Origin of the sequence: Streptomyces sp. NRRL B-24484 (assembly GCF_000717715.1) — a bacterium.
Lineage (GTDB): Bacteria > Actinomycetota > Actinomycetes > Streptomycetales > Streptomycetaceae > Kitasatospora.
Genome location: NZ_JOAI01000020.1, coordinates 111,085 through 133,905, shown reverse-complemented (window position 1 = coordinate 133,905; position 22,821 = coordinate 111,085). Strand labels below are relative to the sequence as shown.

16 protein-coding genes are annotated in these 22,821 nt (G+C 71.9%); 9 read left to right on the top strand and 7 right to left on the bottom strand.

All coding sequences use genetic code 11. From position 1 onward, the window contains the following. Positions 1-9: 9 nt before the first annotated feature. The 3 genes from IE98_RS0119550 (at position 10) to IE98_RS0119540 (ending at position 4,852) form a co-directional block, all read left to right on the top strand. Positions 10-1,743: an ABC transporter ATP-binding protein gene (locus tag IE98_RS0119550; protein ID WP_030270587.1), complete on the top strand. Its 1,734-nt coding sequence runs from the start codon at positions 10-12 to the stop codon at positions 1,741-1,743. A gap of 77 nt (positions 1,744-1,820) precedes the next feature. Next, positions 1,821-3,719 carry an ABC transporter ATP-binding protein gene (locus tag IE98_RS0119545; protein WP_199922937.1) on the top strand — a complete coding sequence of 633 codons (1,899 nt, stop codon included), beginning with the start codon at positions 1,821-1,823 and terminating at the stop codon, positions 3,717-3,719. 254 nt (positions 3,720-3,973) lie between these two features. Then, the gene (locus IE98_RS0119540; protein WP_030270584.1) at positions 3,974-4,852 is read left to right on the top strand and encodes a sigma-70 family RNA polymerase sigma factor; all 879 of its coding nucleotides are present in this window, start codon (positions 3,974-3,976) and stop codon (positions 4,850-4,852) included. A 126-nt stretch (positions 4,853-4,978) separates the two neighbouring features. Here the strand turns inward: IE98_RS0119540 and lepA are convergent, their stop codons facing one another. After that, on the bottom strand, positions 4,979-6,847 hold the full coding sequence (lepA, locus tag IE98_RS0119535) for a translation elongation factor 4 (protein WP_030270583.1): 1,869 nt from the start codon (positions 6,845-6,847) through the stop codon (positions 4,979-4,981). A gap of 225 nt (positions 6,848-7,072) precedes the next feature. Between lepA and IE98_RS0119530 the strand changes: the two genes are divergently transcribed. The 3 genes from IE98_RS0119530 to IE98_RS0119520 all read left to right on the top strand — a co-directional run bounded on the left by IE98_RS0119530 (position 7,073) and on the right by IE98_RS0119520 (position 9,294). Continuing rightward, positions 7,073-7,393: an antibiotic biosynthesis monooxygenase family protein gene (locus IE98_RS0119530; RefSeq protein WP_030270582.1), complete on the top strand. Its 321-nt coding sequence runs from the start codon at positions 7,073-7,075 to the stop codon at positions 7,391-7,393. Between the two features lie 271 nt (positions 7,394-7,664). Next, positions 7,665-7,925, top strand: coding sequence for a 30S ribosomal protein S20 (rpsT, locus tag IE98_RS0119525; RefSeq protein WP_030270581.1), 261 nt, complete (start codon positions 7,665-7,667; stop codon positions 7,923-7,925). Between the two features lie 766 nt (positions 7,926-8,691). After that, complete coding sequence (locus IE98_RS0119520) at positions 8,692-9,294, top strand: hypothetical protein (protein WP_030270580.1); 603 nt, start codon at positions 8,692-8,694, stop codon at positions 9,292-9,294. Positions 9,295-9,416: 122 nt separating this feature from the next. Here the strand turns inward: IE98_RS0119520 and holA are convergent, their stop codons facing one another. Continuing rightward, positions 9,417-10,412, bottom strand: coding sequence for a DNA polymerase III subunit delta (gene holA / locus IE98_RS0119515; RefSeq protein WP_030270578.1), 996 nt, complete (start codon positions 10,410-10,412; stop codon positions 9,417-9,419). 73 nt (positions 10,413-10,485) lie between these two features. On the opposite strand from holA, the gene IE98_RS0119510 reads away from it, so the two are divergent. Both IE98_RS0119510 and IE98_RS0119505 read left to right on the top strand, forming a co-directional pair. Continuing rightward, positions 10,486-10,746, top strand: coding sequence for a hypothetical protein (locus tag IE98_RS0119510; protein WP_030270576.1), 261 nt, complete (start codon positions 10,486-10,488; stop codon positions 10,744-10,746). Positions 10,747-10,920: 174 nt separating this feature from the next. Beyond that, positions 10,921-11,805, top strand: coding sequence for a helix-turn-helix transcriptional regulator (locus IE98_RS0119505; protein WP_030270574.1), 885 nt, complete (start codon positions 10,921-10,923; stop codon positions 11,803-11,805). Between the two features lie 84 nt (positions 11,806-11,889). Here IE98_RS0119505 and IE98_RS0119500 read toward each other — a convergent pair whose 3' ends face one another. From IE98_RS0119500 to IE98_RS0119485, 4 genes are all read right to left on the bottom strand, one after another. Further along, positions 11,890-14,379 (bottom strand): ComEC/Rec2 family competence protein, encoded by a 2,490-nt coding sequence (locus IE98_RS0119500; protein WP_052390701.1) that lies wholly within the window; start codon positions 14,377-14,379, stop codon positions 11,890-11,892. Positions 14,380-14,783: 404 nt separating this feature from the next. After that, the gene (locus IE98_RS50935) at positions 14,784-15,365 is read right to left on the bottom strand and encodes a ComEA family DNA-binding protein (protein WP_234443597.1); all 582 of its coding nucleotides are present in this window, start codon (positions 15,363-15,365) and stop codon (positions 14,784-14,786) included. Positions 15,366-16,231: 866 nt separating this feature from the next. Further along, positions 16,232-17,077 (bottom strand): DegV family protein, encoded by an 846-nt coding sequence (locus tag IE98_RS0119490; RefSeq protein ID WP_030270571.1) that lies wholly within the window; start codon positions 17,075-17,077, stop codon positions 16,232-16,234. Between the two features lie 122 nt (positions 17,078-17,199). Beyond that, positions 17,200-18,018: a hypothetical protein gene (locus IE98_RS0119485; protein WP_030270570.1), complete on the bottom strand. Its 819-nt coding sequence runs from the start codon at positions 18,016-18,018 to the stop codon at positions 17,200-17,202. Positions 18,019-18,254: 236 nt separating this feature from the next. Here IE98_RS0119485 and IE98_RS0119480 point away from each other — a divergent pair, with 236 nt between their 5' ends. Continuing rightward, positions 18,255-19,223: a helix-turn-helix transcriptional regulator gene (locus tag IE98_RS0119480; RefSeq protein ID WP_030270568.1), complete on the top strand. Its 969-nt coding sequence runs from the start codon at positions 18,255-18,257 to the stop codon at positions 19,221-19,223. A gap of 395 nt (positions 19,224-19,618) precedes the next feature. On the opposite strand, the gene leuS is transcribed toward IE98_RS0119480, so the two are convergent. Beyond that, positions 19,619-22,504, bottom strand: a complete 2,886-nt coding sequence (leuS, locus tag IE98_RS0119475) for a leucine--tRNA ligase (protein ID WP_030270566.1) — start codon at positions 22,502-22,504, stop codon at positions 19,619-19,621. Positions 22,505-22,821 lie beyond the last annotated feature (317 nt).

Genomic DNA, 22,821 nt, shown 5'->3' with positions numbered 1-22,821 from the left:
AGTGTCACGGTGCTGATCAGACTGTTGCGGGCCCACCTCGGGCCCTACCGCCAACCGATCCTGCTGCTGGTCCTCCTCCAGCTCGTCTCCACCATCGGTGCCCTGTACCTACCCACGCTGAACGCCGACATCATCGACAACGGCGTGATCAAGGGCGACACGGGCTACATCCTGCAGATCGGCGGCGTGATGATCGCCGTCTCGCTCGCCCAGGCCGTCTGCTCCATCTGCGCGGTCTACTTCGGCGCCCGGACGGCGATGGGCATCGGTCGGGACATCCGCGCCACCGTCTTCGACCGGGTCCAGGGCTTCTCCACCCGCGAGCTCGGCCACTTCGGCGCCCCCTCGCTGATCACCCGCACCACCAACGACGTCCAGCAGATCCAGATGCTGGTGCTGATGGCGTTCACCCTGATGGTGGCCGCGCCGATCATGTGCGTCGGCGGCATCGTCATGGCGCTCAACCAGGACGTCCCGCTCTCCGCGCTGCTGCTCGCCGTCGTCCCGCTGCTCGGCATCGTCGTCGTCCTGCTGGTCCGCAAGCTGCGCCCGCAGTTCCGCGGCATGCAGCAGCGCATCGACGGCGTCAACCGCATCCTGCGCGAGCAGATCACCGGCATCCGGGTCATCCGGGCGTTCGTCAAGGACGGCCACGAGCAGGAGCGGTTCGGCGGTGCCAACCAGGAGCTCGCCGACGTGTCGCTCCGCGTCGGCCGCCTGATGGCCTTCATGTTCCCCGCCGTGATGTCGGTGGTGAACATCTCCAGCGTCGCCGTGCTCTGGTTCGGCGCCCACCGGATCGACAGCGGCGGCATGCAGATCGGCGCGCTGACGGCCTTCCTCTCCTACCTCATGCAGATCCTCATGAGCGTCATGATGGCCACCTTCATGTTCATGATGGTGCCGCGCGCCGAGGTCTGCGCCGAGCGCATCCAGGAGGTCCTCTCCACCGAGTCGAGCGTCGTGGCCCCCACCGCCCCGGTGACCGAGCTCGACGGCCGCGGCCGGCTGGAACTGCGCGACGTGGAGTTCCGCTACCCCGGCGCCGAGGCCCCAGTCCTGCGCGGCATCGACATCCTGGCCCGCCCCGGCGAGACCACCGCGATCATCGGCTCCACCGGCTCCGGCAAGTCTACCCTGCTCGGCCTCGTCCCCCGGCTCTTCGACGCCACCGGCGGCCAGGTGCTGGTCAACGGCGTGGACGTCCGGGAGATCGACCCGGCCCGGCTGTCCGAGGTCATCGGCGTGGTCCCGCAGAAGCCCTACCTCTTCTCCGGCACCGTCGCCTCCAACCTCCGCTACGGCCGGCCCGAGGCCACCGACGAGGAACTCTGGGAGGCCCTGGCCACCGCCCAGGCCAAGGAGTTCGTCGAGCGGTTCACCGAGGGCCTGGAGGCCCCGATCTCCCAGGGCGGCGCCAACGTCTCCGGCGGCCAGCGCCAGCGCCTGGCGATCGCCCGGGCACTCGTCCGCAAGCCGGAGATCTACCTCTTCGACGACTCCTTCTCGGCCCTCGACTACGCCACCGACGCCAGACTGCGCCGGGCCCTGGCCACCGAGACCTCCGACGCCACCGTCGTCATCGTCGCCCAGCGGGTCTCGACCATCCGCGACGCCGACCGGATCATCGTGCTCGACGAGGGCGCCGTGGTCGGCACCGGCACCCACCAGGAGCTGATGGCCGACAACCCGACCTACCGGGAGATCGTCCTCTCCCAGCTCACCGAACAGGAGGCGGCGTGACCACCCCCGGTCAGAAGCCCCGCAGCGCCTCGCAGGAGGCCGCCGCCCGGCGCGGCCCGGCCGGACCCGGCCGCTTCATGGGCGGCCAGGGCGCCGAGAAGTCCATGGACTTCAAGGGCTCCGGCCGCAGGGTCCTCGGCCTGCTCCGCCCCGAGCGGCCGCTGCTGTACGGCGTCCTCGCCCTCGGCGCCGTCAGCATCGGCTGCGCCGTCGCCGGGCCGTACATCCTCGGCCGGGCCACCGACCTGATCTTCGCCGGCGTGGTCGGCGCCCAGTCGCCGGCCGGCGCCACCAAGCAGCAGGTCCTGAACGGCCTGACCGCCGAGGGCAAGGGCAGCATCGCCGACATGCTCTCCACCGTGCCGTTCACGCCCGGCCAGGGCATGGACTTCAACGCCATCGGCACCGTGCTGCTCTGGGTGCTGGCGATCTACGTGGCCTCCGCCGTCTTCGGCATCGTCCAGGGCCGGCTCGCCACCACCGCCATCCAGCGGACGGTCTTCCGGCTGCGCGCCGACGTCGAGGCGAAGATCGCCCGGCTGCCGCTCAGCTACTTCGACCGGCAGCCCCGCGGCGAGGTGCTCAGCCGGGTCACCAACGACATCGACAACATCGGCCAGTCGATGCAGCAGACCACGGGCCAGGTGGTGAACTCCCTGCTCACCATCGTCGGCGTGCTGGGGATGATGTTCTGGATCTCCCCGCTGCTGGCCGTGATCGCCCTGATCTCGGTGCCGCTGTCCGTCGTCGTCGCCACCCGGGTCGGCAAGCGGGCGCAGCCGCAGTTCGTCACCCAGTGGAAGACGACCGGCGCGCTCAACGCCCACATCGAGGAGATGTACACCGGGCACACCCTGGTGAAGACCTTCGGCCGCCAGAAGGAGGCCGCGGCGATCTTCGCCCGCGAGAACGAGGCGCTGTACGACTCCGCCTTCCGGGCCCAGTTCATCTCCGGCATCATCCAGCCGGCTATGATGCTGATCGGCAACCTGAACTACGTGCTGGTCGCGGTGGTCGGCGGTCTGCGGGTGGCGAGCGGCGCGCTCTCCATCGGCGACGTGCAGGCCTTCATCCAGTACTCCCGGCAGTTCAGCCAGCCGCTCACCCAGGTCGCCTCGATGGCGAACCTGGTGCAGTCCGGCGTGGCCTCCGCGGAGCGTGTCTTCGAACTGCTCGACGCCCCCGAGCAGACCCCGGAGCCGGCCATGCCGGAGCGCCCCGCCGAGCTGGCCGGGCGGGTCGCCTTCGAGGACGTGGCCTTCAGCTACGAGCCGGAGAAGCCGCTCATCGAGAGCCTGTCGCTGAAGGTCGAGCCCGGCCAGACCGTCGCCATCGTCGGCCCGACCGGCGCGGGCAAGACCACGCTGGTCAACCTGCTGATGCGGTTCTACGAGGTCAGCGCGGGCCGGATCACCCTGGACGGCATCGACATCGCCGCGATGTCCCGCGAGGAGCTGCGCTCCGGCATCGGCATGGTGCTCCAGGACACCTGGCTGTTCGGCGGCACCATCGCCGACAACATCGCGTACGGCGCCACCGGTGCCACCCGCGAGCAGGTGGTGGAGGCCGCGAAGGCCGCCCACGTCGACCGCTTCGTCCGGACCCTGCCGGACGGCTACGACACCGTGATCGACGACGAGGGCACCGGCGTCAGCACGGGCGAGAAGCAGCTGATCACCATCGCCCGGGCGTTCCTCGCCCAGCCGTCCATCCTGGTGCTGGACGAGGCGACCAGCTCGGTCGACACCCGCACCGAGGTGCTCATCCAGAAGGCCATGGCGCGGCTGCGCACCGGCCGCACCAGCTTCGTGATCGCGCACCGCCTCTCCACCATCCGGGACGCCGACGTGATCCTGGTGATGGAGAACGGCTCGATCGTCGAGCAGGGCTCGCACGACGGACTGATCGCGGCGGAGGGCGCGTACGCGCGGCTCTACCAGGCGCAGTTCGCCGAGGCGGTGGCCGAGGTCGACTGAGGCGCGCCGCAGCGGCCGTCCGACCCCTCGGGGGAGGTCCGGGACCACCGGGCCTCCCCCGAGGCGCGTCCGAGGGGGGTGCAGGTGGTCCCGGGGTCGTCGGCGTCGTCGGCGGCGGGGGTCGGCGTCGGCGTCGGCAGAGTCGGCATCGGCGCCGGTACGGGTGGGTCCCGGTGGGGTGGCAGGTCGTGGCCGCAGGTGCGGGTGCGGGGGACGTTCGACCCGGTCGGTGAAGATCGCGCTAGCGTGGCGGGGTGACCGATACCGATGCGGCGCTCGCCGACCCGTTCGAGACCTACCGGCGCTACCTGGGGGCCGTCGCCTACCGGCTGCTCGGCTCGGTGGCCGACGCGGAGGACGTGCTGCAGGAGGCGTGGCTGCGCTGGCAGTCCGCCGACCGGGCCTCGGTGGCCGAGCCCCGCGCCTTCCTCACCACCGTGGTCACCCGGCTCTGCTACGACCAGCTCGGCTCGGCCCGGGTGCGCCGCGAGGAGTACTACGGCGAGTGGCTGCCCGAGCCGCTGGTCACCGACGAGGCCTCCCCCGCCGACCTCGCGGAACTCGGCGAGTCGGTGTCGATGGCGGTGCTCACCGTGATGGAGCAGCTCACCCCGGCCGAGCGCGCCGCCTTCGTGCTGCACGACGTCTTCTCGGTCGGCTTCGACGAGATCGCCGCCACCCTGGAGCGCAGCCCGGAGGCCGCCCGCCAGCTCGCCTCCCGGGCCCGCCGGCGGGTGAAGGAGGGCAGCCGGCGGAGCACCGTCGACCCGGTCGAGCACCGGCAGGCGGTGAACGCCTTCGCGGCGGCGACGGCCGGCGGCGACCTCCAGGCCCTGCTGGCGGTGCTCGACCCGGACGTCGTGTGGCACTCGGACGGCGGCGGCGTGGTCAGCGCGGGCGTCCGGCCGATCGTCGGCGCGGACCGGGTCTCCCGGCTGGTCGTCGGCCTGGTGGCGAAGTTCGTCACCGCCGAGGCCACCGTCGCCTTCGCCCAGGTCAACGGTGAGCCCGGCCTGGTGATCCACTCCTCGCCGGGCGTGGTGGCCGGCGTGATCGCCTTCACCGTCGCGGACGGCCGGATCACCGAGGCCTACGTGGTGGTGAACCCGGAGAAGCTCACGCACGTGAAGTGAGTGCCCCGCCCGGAAGCACCGATCCGGCGGGGGCCGACGGATCCGGGCAGGGGCTCGCGGAAACGGCGGAGGCCGCCGCCCGGTCGACCCGGGTGGCGGCCTCCGCCGTCGGCAGTGCCGAGGACGCTACTTCTTCTCCTTGGGAGCTTCCGCGTCGGTGGACAGTGCGGCGATGAAGGCCTCCTGCGGGACCTCCACCCGGCCGACCATCTTCATGCGCTTCTTGCCCTCCTTCTGCTTCTCCAGCAGCTTCCGCTTGCGGGAGATGTCACCGCCGTAGCACTTCGCGAGGACGTCCTTGCGGATCGCGCGGACGGTCTCGCGGGCGATGACGCGGGAGCCGATGGCGGCCTGGATCGGCACCTCGAACTGCTGGCGGGGGATCAGCTTCTGCAGCTTGCCCGCCATCATGACGCCGTAGTTGTAGGCCTTGTCCTTGTGCACGATCGCGGAGAAGGCGTCCACCGCGTCGCCGTGCAGCAGGATGTCGACCTTCACCAGGCTGGCCGACTGCTCGCCGATGGGCTCGTAGTCGAGCGAGGCGTAGCCGCGGGTCTTGGACTTCAGCTGGTCGAAGAAGTCGAAGACGATCTCCGCGAGCGGCAGGGTGTAGCGCAGCTCGACGCGGTCCTCGGAGAGGTAGTCCATGCCCTGCAGGCTGCCGCGGCGGGACTGGCAGAGCTCCATGATCGCGCCGACGAACTCGTTCGGCGCCAGGATGGTGCCGCGCACGACCGGCTCGAACACCTCGGCGATCTTGCCGGTGGGGAACTCGCTCGGGTTGGTGACGGTGTGCTCGCTGCCGTCCTCCATGATCACGCGGTAGATCACGTTGGGGGCGGTGGAGATCAGGTCGAGGTTGAACTCGCGCTCCAGGCGCTCCCGGATGATCTCCAGGTGCAGCAGGCCGAGGAAGCCGCAGCGATAGCCGAAGCCGAGCGCGACCGAGGTCTCCGGCTCGTAGACCAGCGCGGCGTCGTTCAGGCGCAGCTTGTCGAGGGCGTCGCGCAGCAGCGGGTAGTCCGAGCCGTCCAGCGGGTACAGGCCGGAGAACACCATCGGACGCGGGTCCTTGTAGCCGCCGAGCGGCACGGTCGCACCCTTGTGCATCGAGGTGATCGTGTCACCCACCTTGGACTGCCGGACGTCCTTCACACCGGTGATGATGTAGCCGACCTCGCCGACGCCCAGGCCGTCCGCGACCTTGGGCTCCGGCGAGATGACGCCGATCTCCAGCAGCTCGTGGGTGGCGCCGGTGGACATCATCGCGATGCGCTCGCGCTTGGTGAGCTGACCGTCGACCACTCGGACGTAGGTGACCACACCGCGGTAGGAGTCGTACACCGAGTCGAAGATCATCGCGCGGGCCGGGGCGTCCTTGACGCCGACCGGGGCCGGGATGTTGTCGACGATGTGGTCGAGCAGGTCCTCGACGCCGAGGCCGGTCTTGGCGCTGACCTTGAGCACGTCCGCCGGGTCGCAACCGATGATGTGCGCGATCTCCGCCGCGTACTTCTCGGGCTGGGCGGCCGGCAGGTCGATCTTGTTGAGGACCGGGATGATCGTGAGGTCGTTCTCCAGCGCCAGGTAGAGGTTGGCGAGGGTCTGCGCCTCGATGCCCTGGGCCGCGTCGACCACCAGGATGGTGCCCTCGCAGGCCGCCAGGGAGCGGGACACCTCGTACGTGAAGTCCACGTGGCCCGGGGTGTCGATCATGTTGAGGATGTGCGTGGTGCCCGCGTTCGCGCCGGTCTTGGGCGCCCACGGGAGGCGGACGGCCTGCGACTTGATGGTGATGCCGCGCTCACGCTCGATGTCCATGCGGTCGAGGTACTGGGCGCGCATCTGCCGCGGGTCGACGACGCCGGTGATCTGCAGCATCCGGTCGGCGAGCGTCGACTTGCCGTGGTCGATGTGGGCGATGATGCAGAAGTTGCGGATCACCGCCGGGTCGGTCCGGCTGGGCTCTGGCACATTGCTGGGGGTCGCGGGCACCTTGGTCCGATTCTCCGTGTGGTCCGGGGGCCGGGGTGTCCGGGTCATCGCTGACCGGCTTCCCGGGGACCGGACGGTCTCGTCCGATCGATAATGGCTCCCCCCATCCTCCCACGAGCCCGAGCCACTGTGGCGGCGAGCCGGGTCGGGCGGGATCCGCCGCCCCGGCCGGGGGCCTGAGCGGGCCCTTCCCGGGGGTGCGCGGATCCGGAAGGATGGCCGTCCATGATCCTCGAAAGTGCGCTGCTGGACGTCCGCCCCGGCGAGGAGGAGGCCTTCCTCGCGGCCTTCGCCGAGGCCCGGCCGCTGATCGCCGTCCAGCGCGGTTTCCGTTCGCTGGAGCTGCGGCGCTGCCTGGACGAGGGCAGCACCTCACGCTTCCTGCTGCAGGTGGAGTGGGAGACGCCGGCCGACCACACCGAGGGCTTCCGCGGCTCCCCCGAGTACGGGCGGTGGCGGGAGCTGCTGCACCACTTCTACGAGCCGTTCCCGGTGGTGGAGCACTACGGGGAGCCGGTGCTCGCGGCGGGGCCGGTCCGGCCGTAGGGCGGTGAGGGGCGCAGCGGGGCGGCGAGAGGCGCAGGAGGGCACCGCCGGGGTGGTGGCTGGACGGTGGCGGGATGGTGGAGGGGTGGCCCGGCCCCGGCGAGCCGACTGCTAGGACCCGGCGGTCGCGGCGGAGCGTCCGGTTTGGGGACGGCCGACCGCCCCTGGTAGCGTGGGGCGCTGCACCTGGCTTCGGCATGCCCTCTCAGCTGGTCCGAAGCCGCTCCGGTGCAACCCGTCGAGACCGTTTCACACAGACTGAGGCTCATTCGTGGCGAACATCAAGTCCCAGATCAAGCGCAACAAGACCAACGAGAAGGCGCGCCTGCGCAACAAGGCCGTCAAGTCCTCGCTGAAGACCGCGATCCGCAAGGCCCGCGAGGCTGCTGCCGCCGGCGAGAACGAGAAGGCCACCGTGCTGGCCCGCGAGGCCGCCAAGGCCCTCGACAAGGCCGCCAGCAAGGGCGTCATCCACAAGAACCAGGCCGCCAACAAGAAGTCGGCGATCACCAAGCTGGTCAACGCCGCCTGATTTCCGCGGACGCCGCACCGCCCGCAGCGGTGACGGCACCCCGGGCACGACCCGGAGGTCGGCGCGACCGCGGCCCTCTACCCGCCCCGCCGACCACCCACCTCTCGGAGCGCAACGGCCCTCTATCCGGAGCCCCGAGACGTACGACTCCGTACCGCACGCGGCCTGCGTTCGCCACGCGGGTGCGGTACACAGAGCTCAACCGAGGAGCCGGCTCGCCGGCACCTTACCGATTGCCCGTCCGGTTCCCACCGGGCGGGCAATCTGCGTTTCGCCCTTCGACCGGAAGGACGCGGGACGGGGTTCGACATGTGGCGCGGCGGGGGTCCGAGTGCGCGGGTTCGGGTCCGAGTGCGCGGCGCGGGTTCTGCACGCGGCGCGGGTTCTGCACGCGGCGCGGGTTCTGCACGCGGCGCGGGTTCGGTACGCGCCGCGGCCGGATGGCGACTCTCTGTGATGACCTGCTGACCGGTATGGTTCGGTCCTACCATCCGCCGGACGGCCACTGGGGGCTCCGATGTCGACACCACCGCCGCCACCACACGCCGGGGCACCCCGTACGACCGGACCCGGCCCGTACGGCACCGGTCCCTACAGCGGATTCGGTAGCGCGGTCGGCACCGCCGGGATGGGGGCCGTCGCCGGGCCGGGTGGTATTCCCGGGCCGGGCGGCAACGCCGGGCCGGGTGGGGTCGCTCCCGGTGCTGCGGGTTCCGCGAGCGGGCGTTCCCGAGGGGGCGGCGCGCGAAGAGGGCTGCTCTGGGGGGTGGGCGGCGTCCTGGTGGCCTCCGCCGTGTGGGCCACTGCCGTACTCACCGTGCCCTCGCTGGTGGCCACCGGACGCGAGGTGCCGGGCCCGGGTTCGTACCACCTGGTCAGCGACATCTGCACGACGGCCAAGCTGACCTCGTTCGAGCAGCTCTACCCCTCGCAGTACGGGAAGCCGTACCACTATGCGACCCGGCACCCCGCCCTCGACGACATGTACTGCAGCCAGTACCTCAAGAAGACCGGCGCGGACACCGAGTACGTCTCCCTCTACGTCGAGGCCCAGCTGCACAAGGCCGTCGACCCCGAGCCAGAGTTCGAGGCGCAGAAGTCCGGGCTGCAGCAGCGGAAGTACCAGATCACCTCGGTGCCCGACCTCGGTCAGGAGGCCTACCTCGGCTACCTCGACGATCCGAGCGGCTCCGACTCCAGCTGGCACTACATCACCCATGTGCTGTACGTGCGGGACCGCGGCCTGACGTACTACCTGAGCTGGTCAGGGTCGTTCCAGGAGGGCAAGACGACGGCACCAGACCGGGAACAGATCCGGCAGGCGCTGGTCGTCGACAGCCGGGCGATCCTCCGGGCACTCGGCGGCTGAATCGGCAGCGGCCGGACCCGGGCCTGGGCCTGGGCCGGGTCCGATCGGGTCCTGCATCGACGAGTCGGACTCGTGGGTGGAGCTTGCCCGGGGTCAGTTGGCCACCCGGGACGGCCCGGGTGTCAGTACTGGCGGGAGCCGGAACGCGCCGCGCGGGCAACGGCGACCACGGCACGTTCCAAGGCGTAGGCGGGGTCGTCGGAACCGCCCTTGACGGCGGCGTCAGCCTCGGCGACCGCGGTCAGGGCGGCGGCCACGCCGTCGCCCGTCCACCCGCGCATCTGCTGGCGGACGCGCTCGACCTTCCACGGCGGCATGCCGAGCTCGCGGGCGAGGTCGGCCGGACGCATCGACCGGCCGACGGTGGCCAGTCGGCCGATGCTGCGGACGCCGGAGGCCAGCGCGTAGGTGATGCCGGTGGGCGGCTGCCCCACGGCCAGTGCCCACCGGAGCCGCTCCAGTGCCTCCGCCGCGCGGCCTGTCACCGCGAGGTCGGCGACCTCGAAGCCGGTGGCCTCGGCCCGGCCGCTGTAGTAGCGGGCGACCGCGGCCTCGTCGATCGTCCCTTCGATGTCGGCCGTGAGCTGACTACAGGCGGCTGCCAGCTCGCGCAGGTCGCTGCCGAGTGCGTCGAGCAGTGCCTGGCAGGTCTCCGGACCCGCCGAGCGGCCGAGCCGGCGGAACTCGTTGCGGACAAAGGCGAGTTTGTCGCTGCTCTTGGTCAGCTTGGCGCACTGGACCTCGCGGGCGCCGGCCTTCTTCGCCGCGTCCAGCAGGCCCTTGCCCTTGGCACCGCCGGCGTGGACGAGGACCATGATCACCTCCTCGGCCGGCGAGTCGATGTACGCCTTTACCTCCTTCACCGAATCGGCAGAGAGGTCCTGGGCGGCACGGACGACGATCACCTTCCGCTCGGCGAAGAGCGACGGTGTGGTCAGCTCCGCGAGACTCCCCGGCTGCAGGGCACCGGGCGCCAGGTCCCGCACGTCGGTGTCGGGGTCCGCCGCCTTGGCGGCGGCCACCACCTCGGCGACTGCGCGGTCGAGCAGCAGCTCCTCCTGGCCGACCACGAGGGTCAGCGGGGCGAGCAGGTCGTCGGGTGCACTCTTCCTGGCCATCGCGTACCAGGATCGCACGGTGCGGTGACACCCCCGCACCGCACGGCCCGGCGGCCGATTGCAGAATGGTGCGGTGATCAAGAAGCATGCCCGCCAACTGCTCGTCCTGCCCGACCGCGACGCCGCCGAGGAGGCCCGCGAGGCCCTCGTCGCCAGCTGCCCGGACCTCGACGACCCGGAGCTCGTCCGGGATGCGCTCGCTGGTGAGGACGACGCCGAAGACGCCCAGTGGCTGCTGGTGTTCGAGGCCCCCGAGGACGGTTGGACCCCTGCACTGCTCGCCGAACTCGACAATGTCGCAGACGCCCAGGACGGGTGGCGCGAGGAGGACTGACAGGGTGGCCTGACGCTGCGGGCTGAGGGGTAGGTCCAGTGGCGGCCTCGGTGTCCAGCGGATGGGTCCTGACACGGTCAACTGCGTTCCCTGCGTGGTGCTCACGCGTGGCGGGGAAAGGTGGTATCGGCAGACCCTGGCTACCCGCAGTCCCGCCACCGCATCATGGGGATCATGGAGATGGACCGCCGTGAGCTCGCAGACTTCCTTCGCCGTTCCCGTGAGCGGCTGAGCCCGCAGGACGTCGGGCTGCCGGCCGGCTCTCGCCGCCGGACCCCGGGTCTTCGCCGCGAGGAGGTCGTGCAGCTCGCCGGCATGTCAGCCGACTACTACACGCGTCTGGAGCAGGCTCGCGGCCCGCAGCCGTCCGTCCAGATGCTCGCCGCGCTCGCCCGGGCCCTGCGCCTCTCCGAGGACGAGCGGGACCATCTGCACCTGCTGGCAGGACATCGGCCGCCTGCCGGGCGGCAGGCCGGGGACCACGTCCGTCCGGCCCTGCTCCACCTGCTGGACCAGCTGAAGGAGACGCCGGCTCAGGTCGTCAGCGACCTCGGCGATCTGCTCGCCCAGAACGCCATGGCCACCGCGCTCTTCGGCAGCGTCTGCTCGCTGCGCGAGGACCAGCGCAATGTGGTCTGGCGGTGGTTCACCGACCCGACGGTCCGGCAGGCGTACCCGGAGGGGGAGCGCGACCACTGGAGTCGGGTGCATGTCGCGGACCTGCGGGCTGCGGTGGCCCGACGGTCCCGGGACGGGGCCGCCGAGACTCTGGTGGCCCGGATCGCCGGGGCGAGTGACGAGTTCGCCCGGTTGTGGGAGCTGCACGAGGTGGCTGTCCGCCGGACCAGTCGGATGTGCGTGGTGCACCCGACGATCGGCCCTATCAGCCTGGACTGCGAGGCGCTGCTGACCCCGACCGAGGACCAGCGACTGTTGCTGTTCACTCCGACACCCGGCACCACTGCCGCCGGATGCCTGGAGCTGCTCCGCGTGGTCGGCACCGAACGCTTCGAGGCGGGTGCCGGCGGGTCCGCCGCGGCGCACGACGAGGTCCGGTGAACGCTGGGGCCTGAGCACGTCGGCGCCGCCCGACACCGGCATGCGCAGCGCGTCCGTGCCTGCGGAGCACTTGGTCACGGTGGTTCAACTCCGTTGGCTGTGGTGGTGGGTGGCAACCTGCAGGTGCCGGTGGCCGCCGAGGACTGCCACGTCCCCGACGCGGTCGGTGCGCAGCACGGTGGCACCGAGTGCGGCCAGCCGGTCGACGGTGCGCGGTGCCGGGTGCCCGTACGGGTTGTCGTGGCCGCATGAGATCAGTGCCAGCGTCGGGTGCAGTGCACCGGTGAGGTCCCAGTCCTGGTTGGCCGAGCCGTGATGGGCCACTTTGAGGACGTCGACCTGGCCGGGCGGTCCGCGCTGCAGGAGTGCGGCCTGGGCCGGTGGTTCGAGGTCGCCGAGCAGGGCGAGCCGGAGTTGGTCCCCGGGCTGCCCGACGGTGGCGAGGAGTGCGACGCTGGCGTTGTTGGCCCCGGGGGTGGCCGGTCCGAGGGTGTCGTCGGGCCACAGGACGTCCCAGGCCAGGTGCGGGCCTGCGGTGCGGTGCTCACCGCGGTACGCCTGCAGTACGGGGACGGCTGCGGCCGACGCCCATCGCAGGACCCGGGCCTGTTCGCCGGGTGGCGTGCCCAGCAGGGTGACTTGGAGCGCCCCGACCGTGCGCCCGCGCAGCACGCCGGGCAGGCCCTCGACATGGTCGGCGTGGAAGTGGGTGAGGATCAGTAACGGGATCCGAGTGATGCCGAGTTCGCGCAGACAGGCGTCGGCGGCCGACGGGTCGGGCCCGGTGTCCACGACCACGGCGGTGTCGGCGGTGAGCGGGAGCACGGCCATGTCGCCCTGGCCGACGTCGCACAGGACGAGGTGCCATCCGGCAGGCGGCCAGCCGGTGGCGATCCGGGTGACGGTGGGCGGTCGCAGCAGGACGGCAGTGAGGGCCAGAACGACGCAGGCGGTCAGGGCGGCCCGGACCCTGCGAGGTGCACCACGGTGCGCTGCCAGCAGCGGGGGCAGGCCCCAGCACAGGGCCACCGTGGTGGCGGCAAGCAGCAGTACACCAGCCAGACCGTCGGGCCAGTCCAACAGCGCGCCGGGGACGGCGGCACCGTGTCGGGCCACCTCTGCCAGCCATCCGGTGGGAACGGCTGCAAGGTCCACGAGCAGACGGGCGGCTCCGGGGGAGAACGGTGCCACTGCGAGCGCCGCGAAGCCGAGCAGGGTGGCGGGGGCGACGGCGGCCTCGGCGAGCAGATTGCAGGGGACGGCCACCAGGCTGACCCGAGGGGCGAGCAGGATGGTGACCGGGGCGCAGAGGGCCTGGGCTGCCGCGGTGGCGCCCGTGGCCGTGGCGAGGGTGGTCGGCCAGCCTCTGCGACACAGTGCCTCCGTCCACCGCGGGCCGAGGGTGAGGAGCCCTGCGGTGGCGAGGGTGGAGAGCAGGAAGCCGTAGGAGCGAGCGAGGTAGGGGTCGAGGAGCACCAGGAGCAGGACCGCACCGGCGAGCGCCGGAACGCCCTGGCGGGGACGGCCGGTGGCAAGGGCGAGCAGGCCGATGAGACCGGTGGCGGCCGCTCTGAGGACGCTCGGTTCGGGGCGGCAGACAGTCACAAAGGCGAGGGTCAGTCCGGTGCCGGCGAGGGCAGTCGTGCGAATGGACAGGCCGAGCAGGCCGGCCAGGCCGCCGCGGCCGCCTTCGTCCTCCTTCCGTGGTGCGCCGAGCAGGACGGTGAGGAGGATCGCCAGATTTCCTCCGCTGACGGCGGTCAGGTGTCCGAGGTCCGTTGCGCGAAAGGCCTCGCGCAGGTCGTCGGGGAGGCGCGAGGTGTCCCCCACCACCAGGCCCGGCAGAAGGCCCCGGATGTCCGGTGACAGGTGGTCGGAAGCTTCACGGAGGCCCGTCCGCAGCTGCGCCGCGAGCTGCTGCTCGCGGCCGGGCGGGGTCAGCAGCTGCGGCGGTCCCAGGGCCACGAGCCGGGCCGCCGAGTCGTGGTCGCGCTCGCCGGGGGCGGTCGCCCGGACGTCGGCCGACACCTTGGTCGAGGGGACGAGTCCGCGCCAGGCGGCGATGTCCTTGGCCCGGACAAGCACCGTGACCGGCGTGTGCACGGTGACGGCGGAGCGGTCGGGCTCGGCGGGGAACCGCACGCGCTCCACCACCGCGTCGAAGGTCAGCACGGCCTGCCCCGGCGTGGTGCCGTGGATCCGCCCGGTTCGTGCCGTCGGGTCGCCGGCGACGATGAGGTCCACCGACAACTCGACAGGGGCGGTCGTCTCGACGTCGTGGTCTTCGGTGTTGGGATCCGGTGGCGCAGGGGAGTTCGGCGGGCCCGGGCCCGCCGACGCGGTGGTGGCCGTCGGTGCGGCTTCCGTGCCAAGCGCGGCCTTTCCGTTCGACAGGTCCGCGGCGCTCGACGGGGCTGCGTCGTGCAGTGGGGCCGCCGACGTGTGCGGGTCGGTGGCCTGCGCGGTGAGGTGCGGTCGGACGACGTCGGGGATCGGGCCGCGGTGGAGGTCCGCGGTGTGCAGGACGGTGGTCAGTGTGGCTGCTGCTGCCGACATCAGGACGGCGGCGGTCATCGGCGCGGTCCGACGGGTGCCGCCGGCTGCTCGCCGCCGGAGCAGGAGTAGGGCTGCTCCGGCGGCGAACGCTGCTGCGACGACGAGCGCCGGGTGGTGGCTCGGAGCCACTGCGAGCACGGCGGAGGTCGCCGCCCAGGCAGTGAGTGCGGGCAGGAACAGTCGTAGGTCCGTCGGCCGTCGGCTCGGCCCGACCGGGTCTCGGGTACCGGCGGACCTGGTGCCCGCCCAGGTCGACGGGTCGACCGCTGGAGCGAGGGTGGCGGCGATCGTCGTTCCTCCTTTCGGTGCGGGGCGTATCGGTGATCGGTGGAGGGATGAGCGACGCGAGGGCGCGGTGCGGTCGGCCGAGCCGGCGCGTCGGTGAGGTTCTCCGATCCCTCCGCGCTTCGCGGGGGCCGGTGTCAGAGCGTCAGCAGGCCCTTGATGTCGTCGAACTTGCGCTGGCCGATGCCGGGCACTTGGCGGAGCTGGTCGACCGAGCGGAACGGGCCGTGCGTCATTCGGTACTGCAGGATCCGTTGGGCGAGCGTCGGACCGACTCCGGGCAGGGTGTCGAGTTGCTCGGCGGTCGCCCGGTTGAGGCTGACCAGGCCGCCGGCGGTGACGCCGGGCGCACCCTGGCCGGCCGGTGCGCCGACCAGGATCTGCTCGCCGTCGCTGAGGACCCGGGCGAGGTTGAGGGAGTCGGTTTCGGTGCCGGCGAGAGCTCCCCCGGCGGCCCGCAGGGCGTCGGCGACGCGGGAGCCCGTCGGCAGGGTGCGCAGGCCCGGGTGCTCGACCTTGCCGGCCACGTCCACCACCACCGTGGGTGCCGGCGCGCCGTGCGGGGCCGTCGTGCCGGTCCCGGTGGAGGTGGGCGAGCCTCCTGTGACGGTTGCAGACGTCCCACTGACCGTGGGGACAGCGACCGGCTCGGGACGGCTCAGCCAGAAGTGCTGGACGGCGTAGCCGACGGCCAGCAGGAGCAGTGCCGCCAGGCCCAACGCGGCCCGTCGGTCCAGGACCAGGCCGGCCGGCAGGGAGAAGGCGAGCCGCCGGGCCGAGGGAGACTTCGGGAGGTCGGGCGGGACGGAGGCTGAGTCGGCCGCAGCACCGAAGGGCGAGGAGGTCTCCGGTGGCGGCAGCCCTGCACTTGGAGCGGTGACGGACGGTCCGTCGCGCGCTGCTCGACGGCGGGGTGAGCGTCCCGGGCCCGGCGGGGCGTCGGAGCGGAACCTCCCGGCGGTGAACCGGCGTCCGTTCGGGAGCCGATCGTCCCTGCTGCCTGATGCCGCAGCATCGGGCACCGCCCCGGTGTTCGCAGCGCTCGCGGCACTCGCCGCACCGGGTGCCACCGCAGTGGCCGCTGTTGCCGTCGCGGTCGGCCGTCCCGAGGAAGTGGTGTCTGCGCCGACACCGGCCGGGGATCCTTGGGTGTCCCTGAGGGCTCCGTCGGGTGTGCCGGCCGGTGCACGTGACGGGCCCGTGCGCAGGGCCGCGGAGAACAGTGCGGCCAGTCGCCGCCGAACGGTCTCGGTCGTCTCTCGGCGCCGTGCTGCGCCGCGGGTGGTGTGCTTCATGCGAGGACGGTACGAACGCGCAGGCTCACCCGTGCACACTCGCCGCAGGCCTGTGGACAACTCGGGGGTGTGGATAACTCCCTTCCCTCACAAGGATGAAAAGGAGGAGGCCGGGAACCTGCCGGCTTGCCCCGTTCGTCAGCCGGATCGGAACCGCTGCGAAGCGGAACCGCGAACCAGCAGTGCCTCACCGCGGCCAGGGCGGCAGCGGGGACGGCACAGGCAGTTGGGTCAAGGGAAAGGGAACGGCAGCGAGGGCCGTCCCCCTTCGAGTCGCAGCTGCCGTGCCGTCAGCGGGGCGACACCACAACGGCCAGCAGGCCTGGTCCGACGTGGGCACCGATGACGGCGCCGACCTCACCCACGTAGAGGTCGCGCAGGCCGGGCACCCGTTCCCGGAGCCGCTCCGCGAGTGGCTCCGCACGGTCCTCGGCCGCGAGGTGGTGAACGGCGATGTCGACCTCGGCGTCGCCGGCGCGTTCCACGGCGATCTCCTCCAGCCGGGCGATCGCCCGTGATGCCGTTCGCACCTTCTCCAGCGGTTCGATCCGGCCGCCGGAGAGGTGCAGCAGCGGCTTCACCGCGAGGGCCGAGCCGAGCAGTGCTCGGGCCGCGCCGATACGGCCGCCGCGACGCAGGTGCTCGAGCGTGTCGACGTAGAAGAAACCGCTGGTCAATGAGGACCGCCGGACGGCTTCGGCGGCGGCCTCCACCGGCCCGAGACCCGCTTCGGCGGCCTGTGCGGCCGTCAGCACACAGTGCCCCAGGGCCATGCCGACCAATCGGCTGTCGACCACCTCGACCGGGATGTCCGCCCCGGCCGCGGCGAGCTTGGCGGCCTCGTACGTACCCGAGAGTTCGGAGGAGATGTGGACAGAGACGACACCTGTGGCGCCCGCTTCGGCGGCAGCCCGGTACGCGGAGGCGAAGGTCTCCGGATTGGGACGGGAGGTGGTGACCCTGCGCTTGGCACGCAGCGCCTCGGCGACGTCCTTGGGCGAGATCTCAACACCTTCGGTGAGGACCTCGTCGCCCACCACGACGGAGAGCGGGACCACCTCGATCCGATGGCGGTCGACGACGTCCTGAGGCAGGTAGGCCGTGGAATCGGTGACGAGGGCGAGGTGGCCGGGCATGAGCCGGAGGTTACTCCGCGACCGGCGCAGATGACAGCGCAAGCCACCGACAGCACTGCCGCGCAGTGGGACCGGGCCGGCCGTGGACGAGCGGGACGGGCCGGCCCGGACGGGCAGAAGCCTTACGCCCCACCGGTGTTCGGCTTGCGCAGCCGGTCGGCGAGCCGGTTGAGGGGCTCGCCCAGTCCGAGCACGTCCTCGGCCCGCAGGCGGTTCCCGGCGGTGAGGCCCTTGCGCTGGGTCTCCTCGGACCGGGCGGCCGCCGTCCCGCCGGCCGCTGCGGACGCACCGTCCGACTGGGTACCGGTGCCACGACCGGCCGATCCCCCTGTACCTGGAACGCCTGTGCCGGCCTCGTCGCCGCCACTCGCACCACCGGCACCGTCCACCCGGTCCCAGTGCCGCAGCGCCCCCGCTTCGTTCTCGCACTCACGGCCGAGCCGGGCCAGGTCGTCGTCGGCGAAGCGGCGCATCCGGTCCTGTGCCGCCCAGCGCATGGTCTCAGCGGAGTGGGTGATCCGGCCGGCGCGTTCGCGCAGCTCGGGCAGCTTCACGGCCAGCCGGGCGCTGTCGGGCTCGCGCTCGAGAATGCGCATCTCTCGGTCGAGCTCAGCAGCGTGGGCTTCGAGCCGGTTGAGCAGCTGGAGGGAGTCGGCGAGCTGGCTGTCCTCGGTGAGGCCGGACTCCAGCACCTGCCGGGTCGCGTCGAGGGAGGTGCGGAGCGACAGACGGACGGCGGCGAGTTGCCCCTGGGAGCCGGGCTTGGTGAAGGTCTTCGCCCTCAGGGCCGCGTTCTCCACCGCACGCCGGGCGTTGGCCTCGTGCTTCTCCACCTTGGCAGCGACGGCCTTGGCAGCCTTGACCGTGCCGACGACCGCCATGACTCCGGCGGTCACCAGGAACAGCATCACCAGGGCGATCACCACGCCGATCGCGTCCATCCCTACCCCACCTTCCGCGGTGCCCACCGAGCCCGCTCGCCGGACGCGGCCCGCGCGGCCGCCCTGGACTATCCACGGTAGCCGCCAAAGGGGTCAGGCCGGACCCTGGAGGCCGAGGCCGCCGGAGAGATCAGGGAGAGCTCAGGGGCCGGCTCCGGGGTGTTCCGGGGCCGTTCCCGGTGGCGGATGTCCCGTCGAGGACCACAGCTGTCCTCATCGGCTGCCAGGATGGCGGCATGCTGGAGACCTCCGCCCGCCTGTTGCGTCTGCTGTCCCTGCTCCAGGTCCGCCGCGACTGGTCGGGGGCGGACCTGGCCGACCGGCTCGGTGTCGACGTGCGAACGGTACGACGCGACGTCGACAAGCTGCGGGGACTGGGCTACCCCGTCGACTCGACGCCGGGCACCGCGGGCGGCTACCGGCTCGGTGCGGGGGCGGAGATGCCGCCGCTACTCCTGGACGACGACGAGGCCGTTGCGGTCGCCGTGGGGCTGCGGACGGCAGCGGGCGGCACGGTCTCCGGCATCGAGGAGTCCTCGGTGCGGGCCCTGGCGAAACTGCAGCAGGTCATGCCCTCCAGGCTGCGGCACCGGGTGGACGCACTGGCCGACGCAACAGTGGCCATGCCGGGGTACGGGCCGGTGGTGCAGGCAGAGGTGCTCACCGCGATCGCCGCCGCCTGCCGGGCGCACGAGCGGCTGCGCTTCGACTACCGCACGCACGACGGCGGCGAGAGCCACCGAGACGCCGAACCGCACCGGCTGGTGCACTCCGGCACCCGCTGGTACCTGGCGGCCTGGGACACGACCCGGGCCGACTGGCGGAACTTCCGTGTCGACCGGATCACGCTGCGCCCGCCGCACGGGCCGCGGTTCGTCCCGCGGGAGCCCCCGGAACAGGACATCCGCCGATGGACCTCCTGGGAGGTCGCCGTCGGTCAGTACCGCTACCAGGCCCGCTGCACGGTCCACGCGCCGGCCGAGGAGGTCGTCACCAAGACCACGCCGACGTCCGCGATGGTCGAGCCGATCGACGAACGGAACTGCACCCTGCGCGCGGGCTCCAACTCACTGGACGGGCTGGCAGTCCACCTCGCCCTGCTGGGGTACCGGTTCACCGTCCACGAGCCGCCGGAGCTGGTGGCGCACATCGCCGCCCTGGCCGACCGCCTGCAGGGAGCTGTCCCGCCGACTGCCGGGGAATGAGCCGTAGGCGCACCCGGTACACACCCCGCGCCGTCTGCCTGCGGTCACCGAGCCCGATCGAAGCCGCCACCCCGGTCCCTGCATGCATCCCGACCCGCATCCCTGCATGCATCCCGACCCGCATCCCTACAGGCGTGCCTCCGTGCATCCCGGCACGCGCCGATGCACGCATCCGTCCGGACATCCATGTCTACGTGCATCCATACGTCGATCCACGCATCCCTCCATACGTGCCTCCATACGTGCCTTCACGCTTGCCTACGGGCATCCCTGTGCGCGTAACAACTGGCATCCCGATCCGCGTCCCGACGACCACCGCCCCCGCGGGCCCGCCGGGAAACGCTCGGGCCGGGCACCCCTGGTGGGGTGCCCGGCCCGGGAGCGGTCGGTCGGCGTCAGCCGGTGACGATGTTCACCAGCTTCGGCGCACGCGCGATGACCTTGCGCACCTGGGCGTCGCCCAGCGCGGCCACCACGGCCGGGTCGGCCAGCGCCAGCGCCTCCAGCTCGGCGTCGCTGATGCTCGGTGCGACCTCCAGGCGGGCCTTGACCTTGCCCTTGATCTGGACGACGCAGGTGACGGTCTCGTCGACGACGTAGGCCGGGTCGGCGACCGGGTAGTCGGCGAAGGCCAGCGACTCGCGGTGGCCCAGGCGCTGCCACAGCTCCTCGGCGATGTGCGGCGCCAGCGGGGCGACCATCAGCACGATCTGCTCGGCCACGCTGCGCGGGGTGGAGCCCCGCTTGACCAGGAAGTTGTTCAGCTCGATCGCCTTGGCCACGGCCGTGTTGAAGCGCAGGCCGGCCATGTCCCCACGGATGCCGTCGATCGCCTTGTGCAGGGCGCGCAGGGTGGCCTCGTCGGCCTCCTCCTCCGTGACGACCAGTTCGCCGGTGGTCTCGGAGACGACGTTGCGCCACAGCCGCTGCAGGAAGCGGTACGACCCGACGACCGCGCGGGTGTCCCACGGGCGGGACACGTCCAGCGGGCCCATCGACATCTCGTACAGGCGCAGGGTGTCCGCACCGTACTCGTCGGCGATCTCGTCGGGGGCGACGGCGTTCTTCAGGGACTTGCCCATCTTGCCGGCCTCGCGCTTGACCGGCTCGCCCTCCCAGAAGTACGCGCCGTCGCGCTCCTCGACCTCGGCGGCGGGCACCGGGAAGCCCCGCGCGTCGCGGTAGACGTCGGCGGTGATCATGCCCTGGTTGAACAGCTTGTGGAACGGCTCGACGGAGGACACGTGGCCCAGGTCGAACAGCACCTTGTGCCAGAAGCGCGCGTACAGCAGGTGCAGCACCGCGTGCTCGGCACCGCCGACGTACAGGTCGACGCCGCCGGCCGGCTTGTCGGCGGTGGGGCCCATCCAGTAGGCCTCGTTGGCCGGGTCGACGACCTTCGCGGCGTTGACCGGGTCGATGTAGCGCAGCTCGTACCAGCAGGAGCCCGCCCAGTTGGGCATGGTGTTGGTCTCGCGGCGGTACTTCTTCGGGCCGTCGCCCAGGTCCAGCTCGACCTCGACCCAGGCCTCGTTGCGGGACAGCGGGGTCTTCGGGGTGGAGGCGGCGTCGTCCGGGTCGTAGGTGTGCGGCGAGTAGTCCTCGACCTCGGGCACCTCGACCGGCAGCATCGACTCGGGCAGCGCGTGCATGGCGCCGTCCTCGTCGTAGACGATCGGGAAGGGCTCGCCCCAGTACCGCTGGCGGCTGAACAGCCAGTCGCGCAGACGGTAGTTGACGGTGCCCTCGCCGATGCCGCGACCGGTCAGCCAGCCGGTGACGGCGGTCTTGGCGTCGACGACGCTCAGGCCGTTCAGCGACAGGTCGTCGTGGGCCGAGTTGACGATCACCGAGTCGTAGGTGTCGAAGGCGTCGTCCCAGGTGTGCGGGTCCTCGCCGCGGCCGTCGGTGGGCTCGACCACGCAGCGCATCGGCAGGCCGAAGGCGCGGGCGAAGGCGAAGTCGCGGTGGTCGTGGGCCGGGACGGCCATGATCGCGCCGGTCCCGTAGCCCATCAGCACGTAGTCGGCGATGAAGACCGGGACCTGCTCGCCGCTGACCGGGTTGGTCGCGTAGGCGCCGGTGAACACACCGGTCTTGATCTTGGCGTCGACCTGGCGCTCGACGTCGGACTTGGCGGCGGCCTCGGCGCGGTAGGCCGCGACGGCCTCGGCCGGGCTGGCGTGGCCGCCGGTCCAGTCGTCGGCCACGCCCGCGGGCCAGGCGGCGGGCACGATCGTGTCGACCAGGGCGTGCTCGGGCGCCAGCACCATGTAGGTGGCACCGAACAGGGTGTCCGGACGCGTGGTGAAGACGGTGATCGCCTCGCCGCCGGGCGCGGCGAAGTCGACCCGGGCGCCCTCGGAGCGGCCGATCCAGTTTCGCTGCTGCAGCTTGATCGCCTCGGGCCAGTCCAGCATGTCCAGGTCGGCGATCAGACGGTCGGAGTACGCGGTGATCCGCATCATCCACTGGCGCAGCTTGGACTTGAACACCGGGAAGTTGCCGCGCTCGGAGCGGCCGTCCGCGGTGACCTCCTCGTTGGCCAGCACGGTGCCCAGGCCCGGGCACCAGTTGACCGGCACCTCCTTGGCGTAGGCCAGCCGGTACTCGCCCAGCACCTCGTCGCGCTCGACGGCGGACAGCTCGGACCAGGCGCGGCCGCCCGGCACCTCGCGCTCGCCGGACTCGAACTGCGCGACCAGCTCGGCGATCGGGCGGGCCTTGCCGGCCGCCTCGTCGTACCAGGAGTTGAAGATCTGCAGGAAGATCCACTGCGTCCAGCGGTAGTAGTCCGGGTCGATCGTGGCGATGGAGCGCCGCGAGTCGTGGCCCAGGCCCAGCCGGCGCAGCTGGCGCCGCATGTTGGCGATGGCCGCCTCGGTGGTGATCCGGGGGTGCTGGCCGGTGGCGACGGCGTGCTGCTCGGCGGGCAGGCCGAACGCGTCGTAGCCCAGGGTGTGCAGCACGTTGTGGCCGGTCATCCGCTGGTAGCGGGCGTACACGTCGGTGGCGATGTAGCCCAGCGGGTGACCGACGTGCAGGCCGGCACCGGACGGGTACGGGAACATGTCCATGATGAAGCTGTGCGGCTTCGCGGCGACGTCGCCGCCCGCTCCCTCGGCCAGCGGACCGACCGGGTTGGGGGCGTTGAACGTCCCCTCCTTCTCCCACAGGTCCTGCCAGCGGGACTCGATCTCGGCCGCCAGCGCGGCACCGTAGCGGAAGGGCTCGGAAGCGGCCTCGGCCGCGCCGGAAGCAGGGGTCGTCGTCTCGCTCATGGTCCTTCGGGCTCCGTCGTCATCAGTGGCGAACCAGCGGCACACACTCGGAACAGCACGTACTCGAAAAGCAAAAAACCCCTCGCAGGAGGGGTCGCCACGCCGACTCCGGCCCCGGGCCGGTCCTGGTCAGCGCGGCCGGCTAAGGAGCAGGCGCACGGTTCGCATGGGGTCAGGGTACCGCAACGGCCCGTACGCCCCGCCGTGCATTCCGCCGCGCATTCCGCCGGCGGGCCACCGGCCGGGCCGGCCGAGGAGCCCGGACGCACCACGCACAGCGCCGACCACAACGAGCGCGCCGACCATGACGAGCGCGA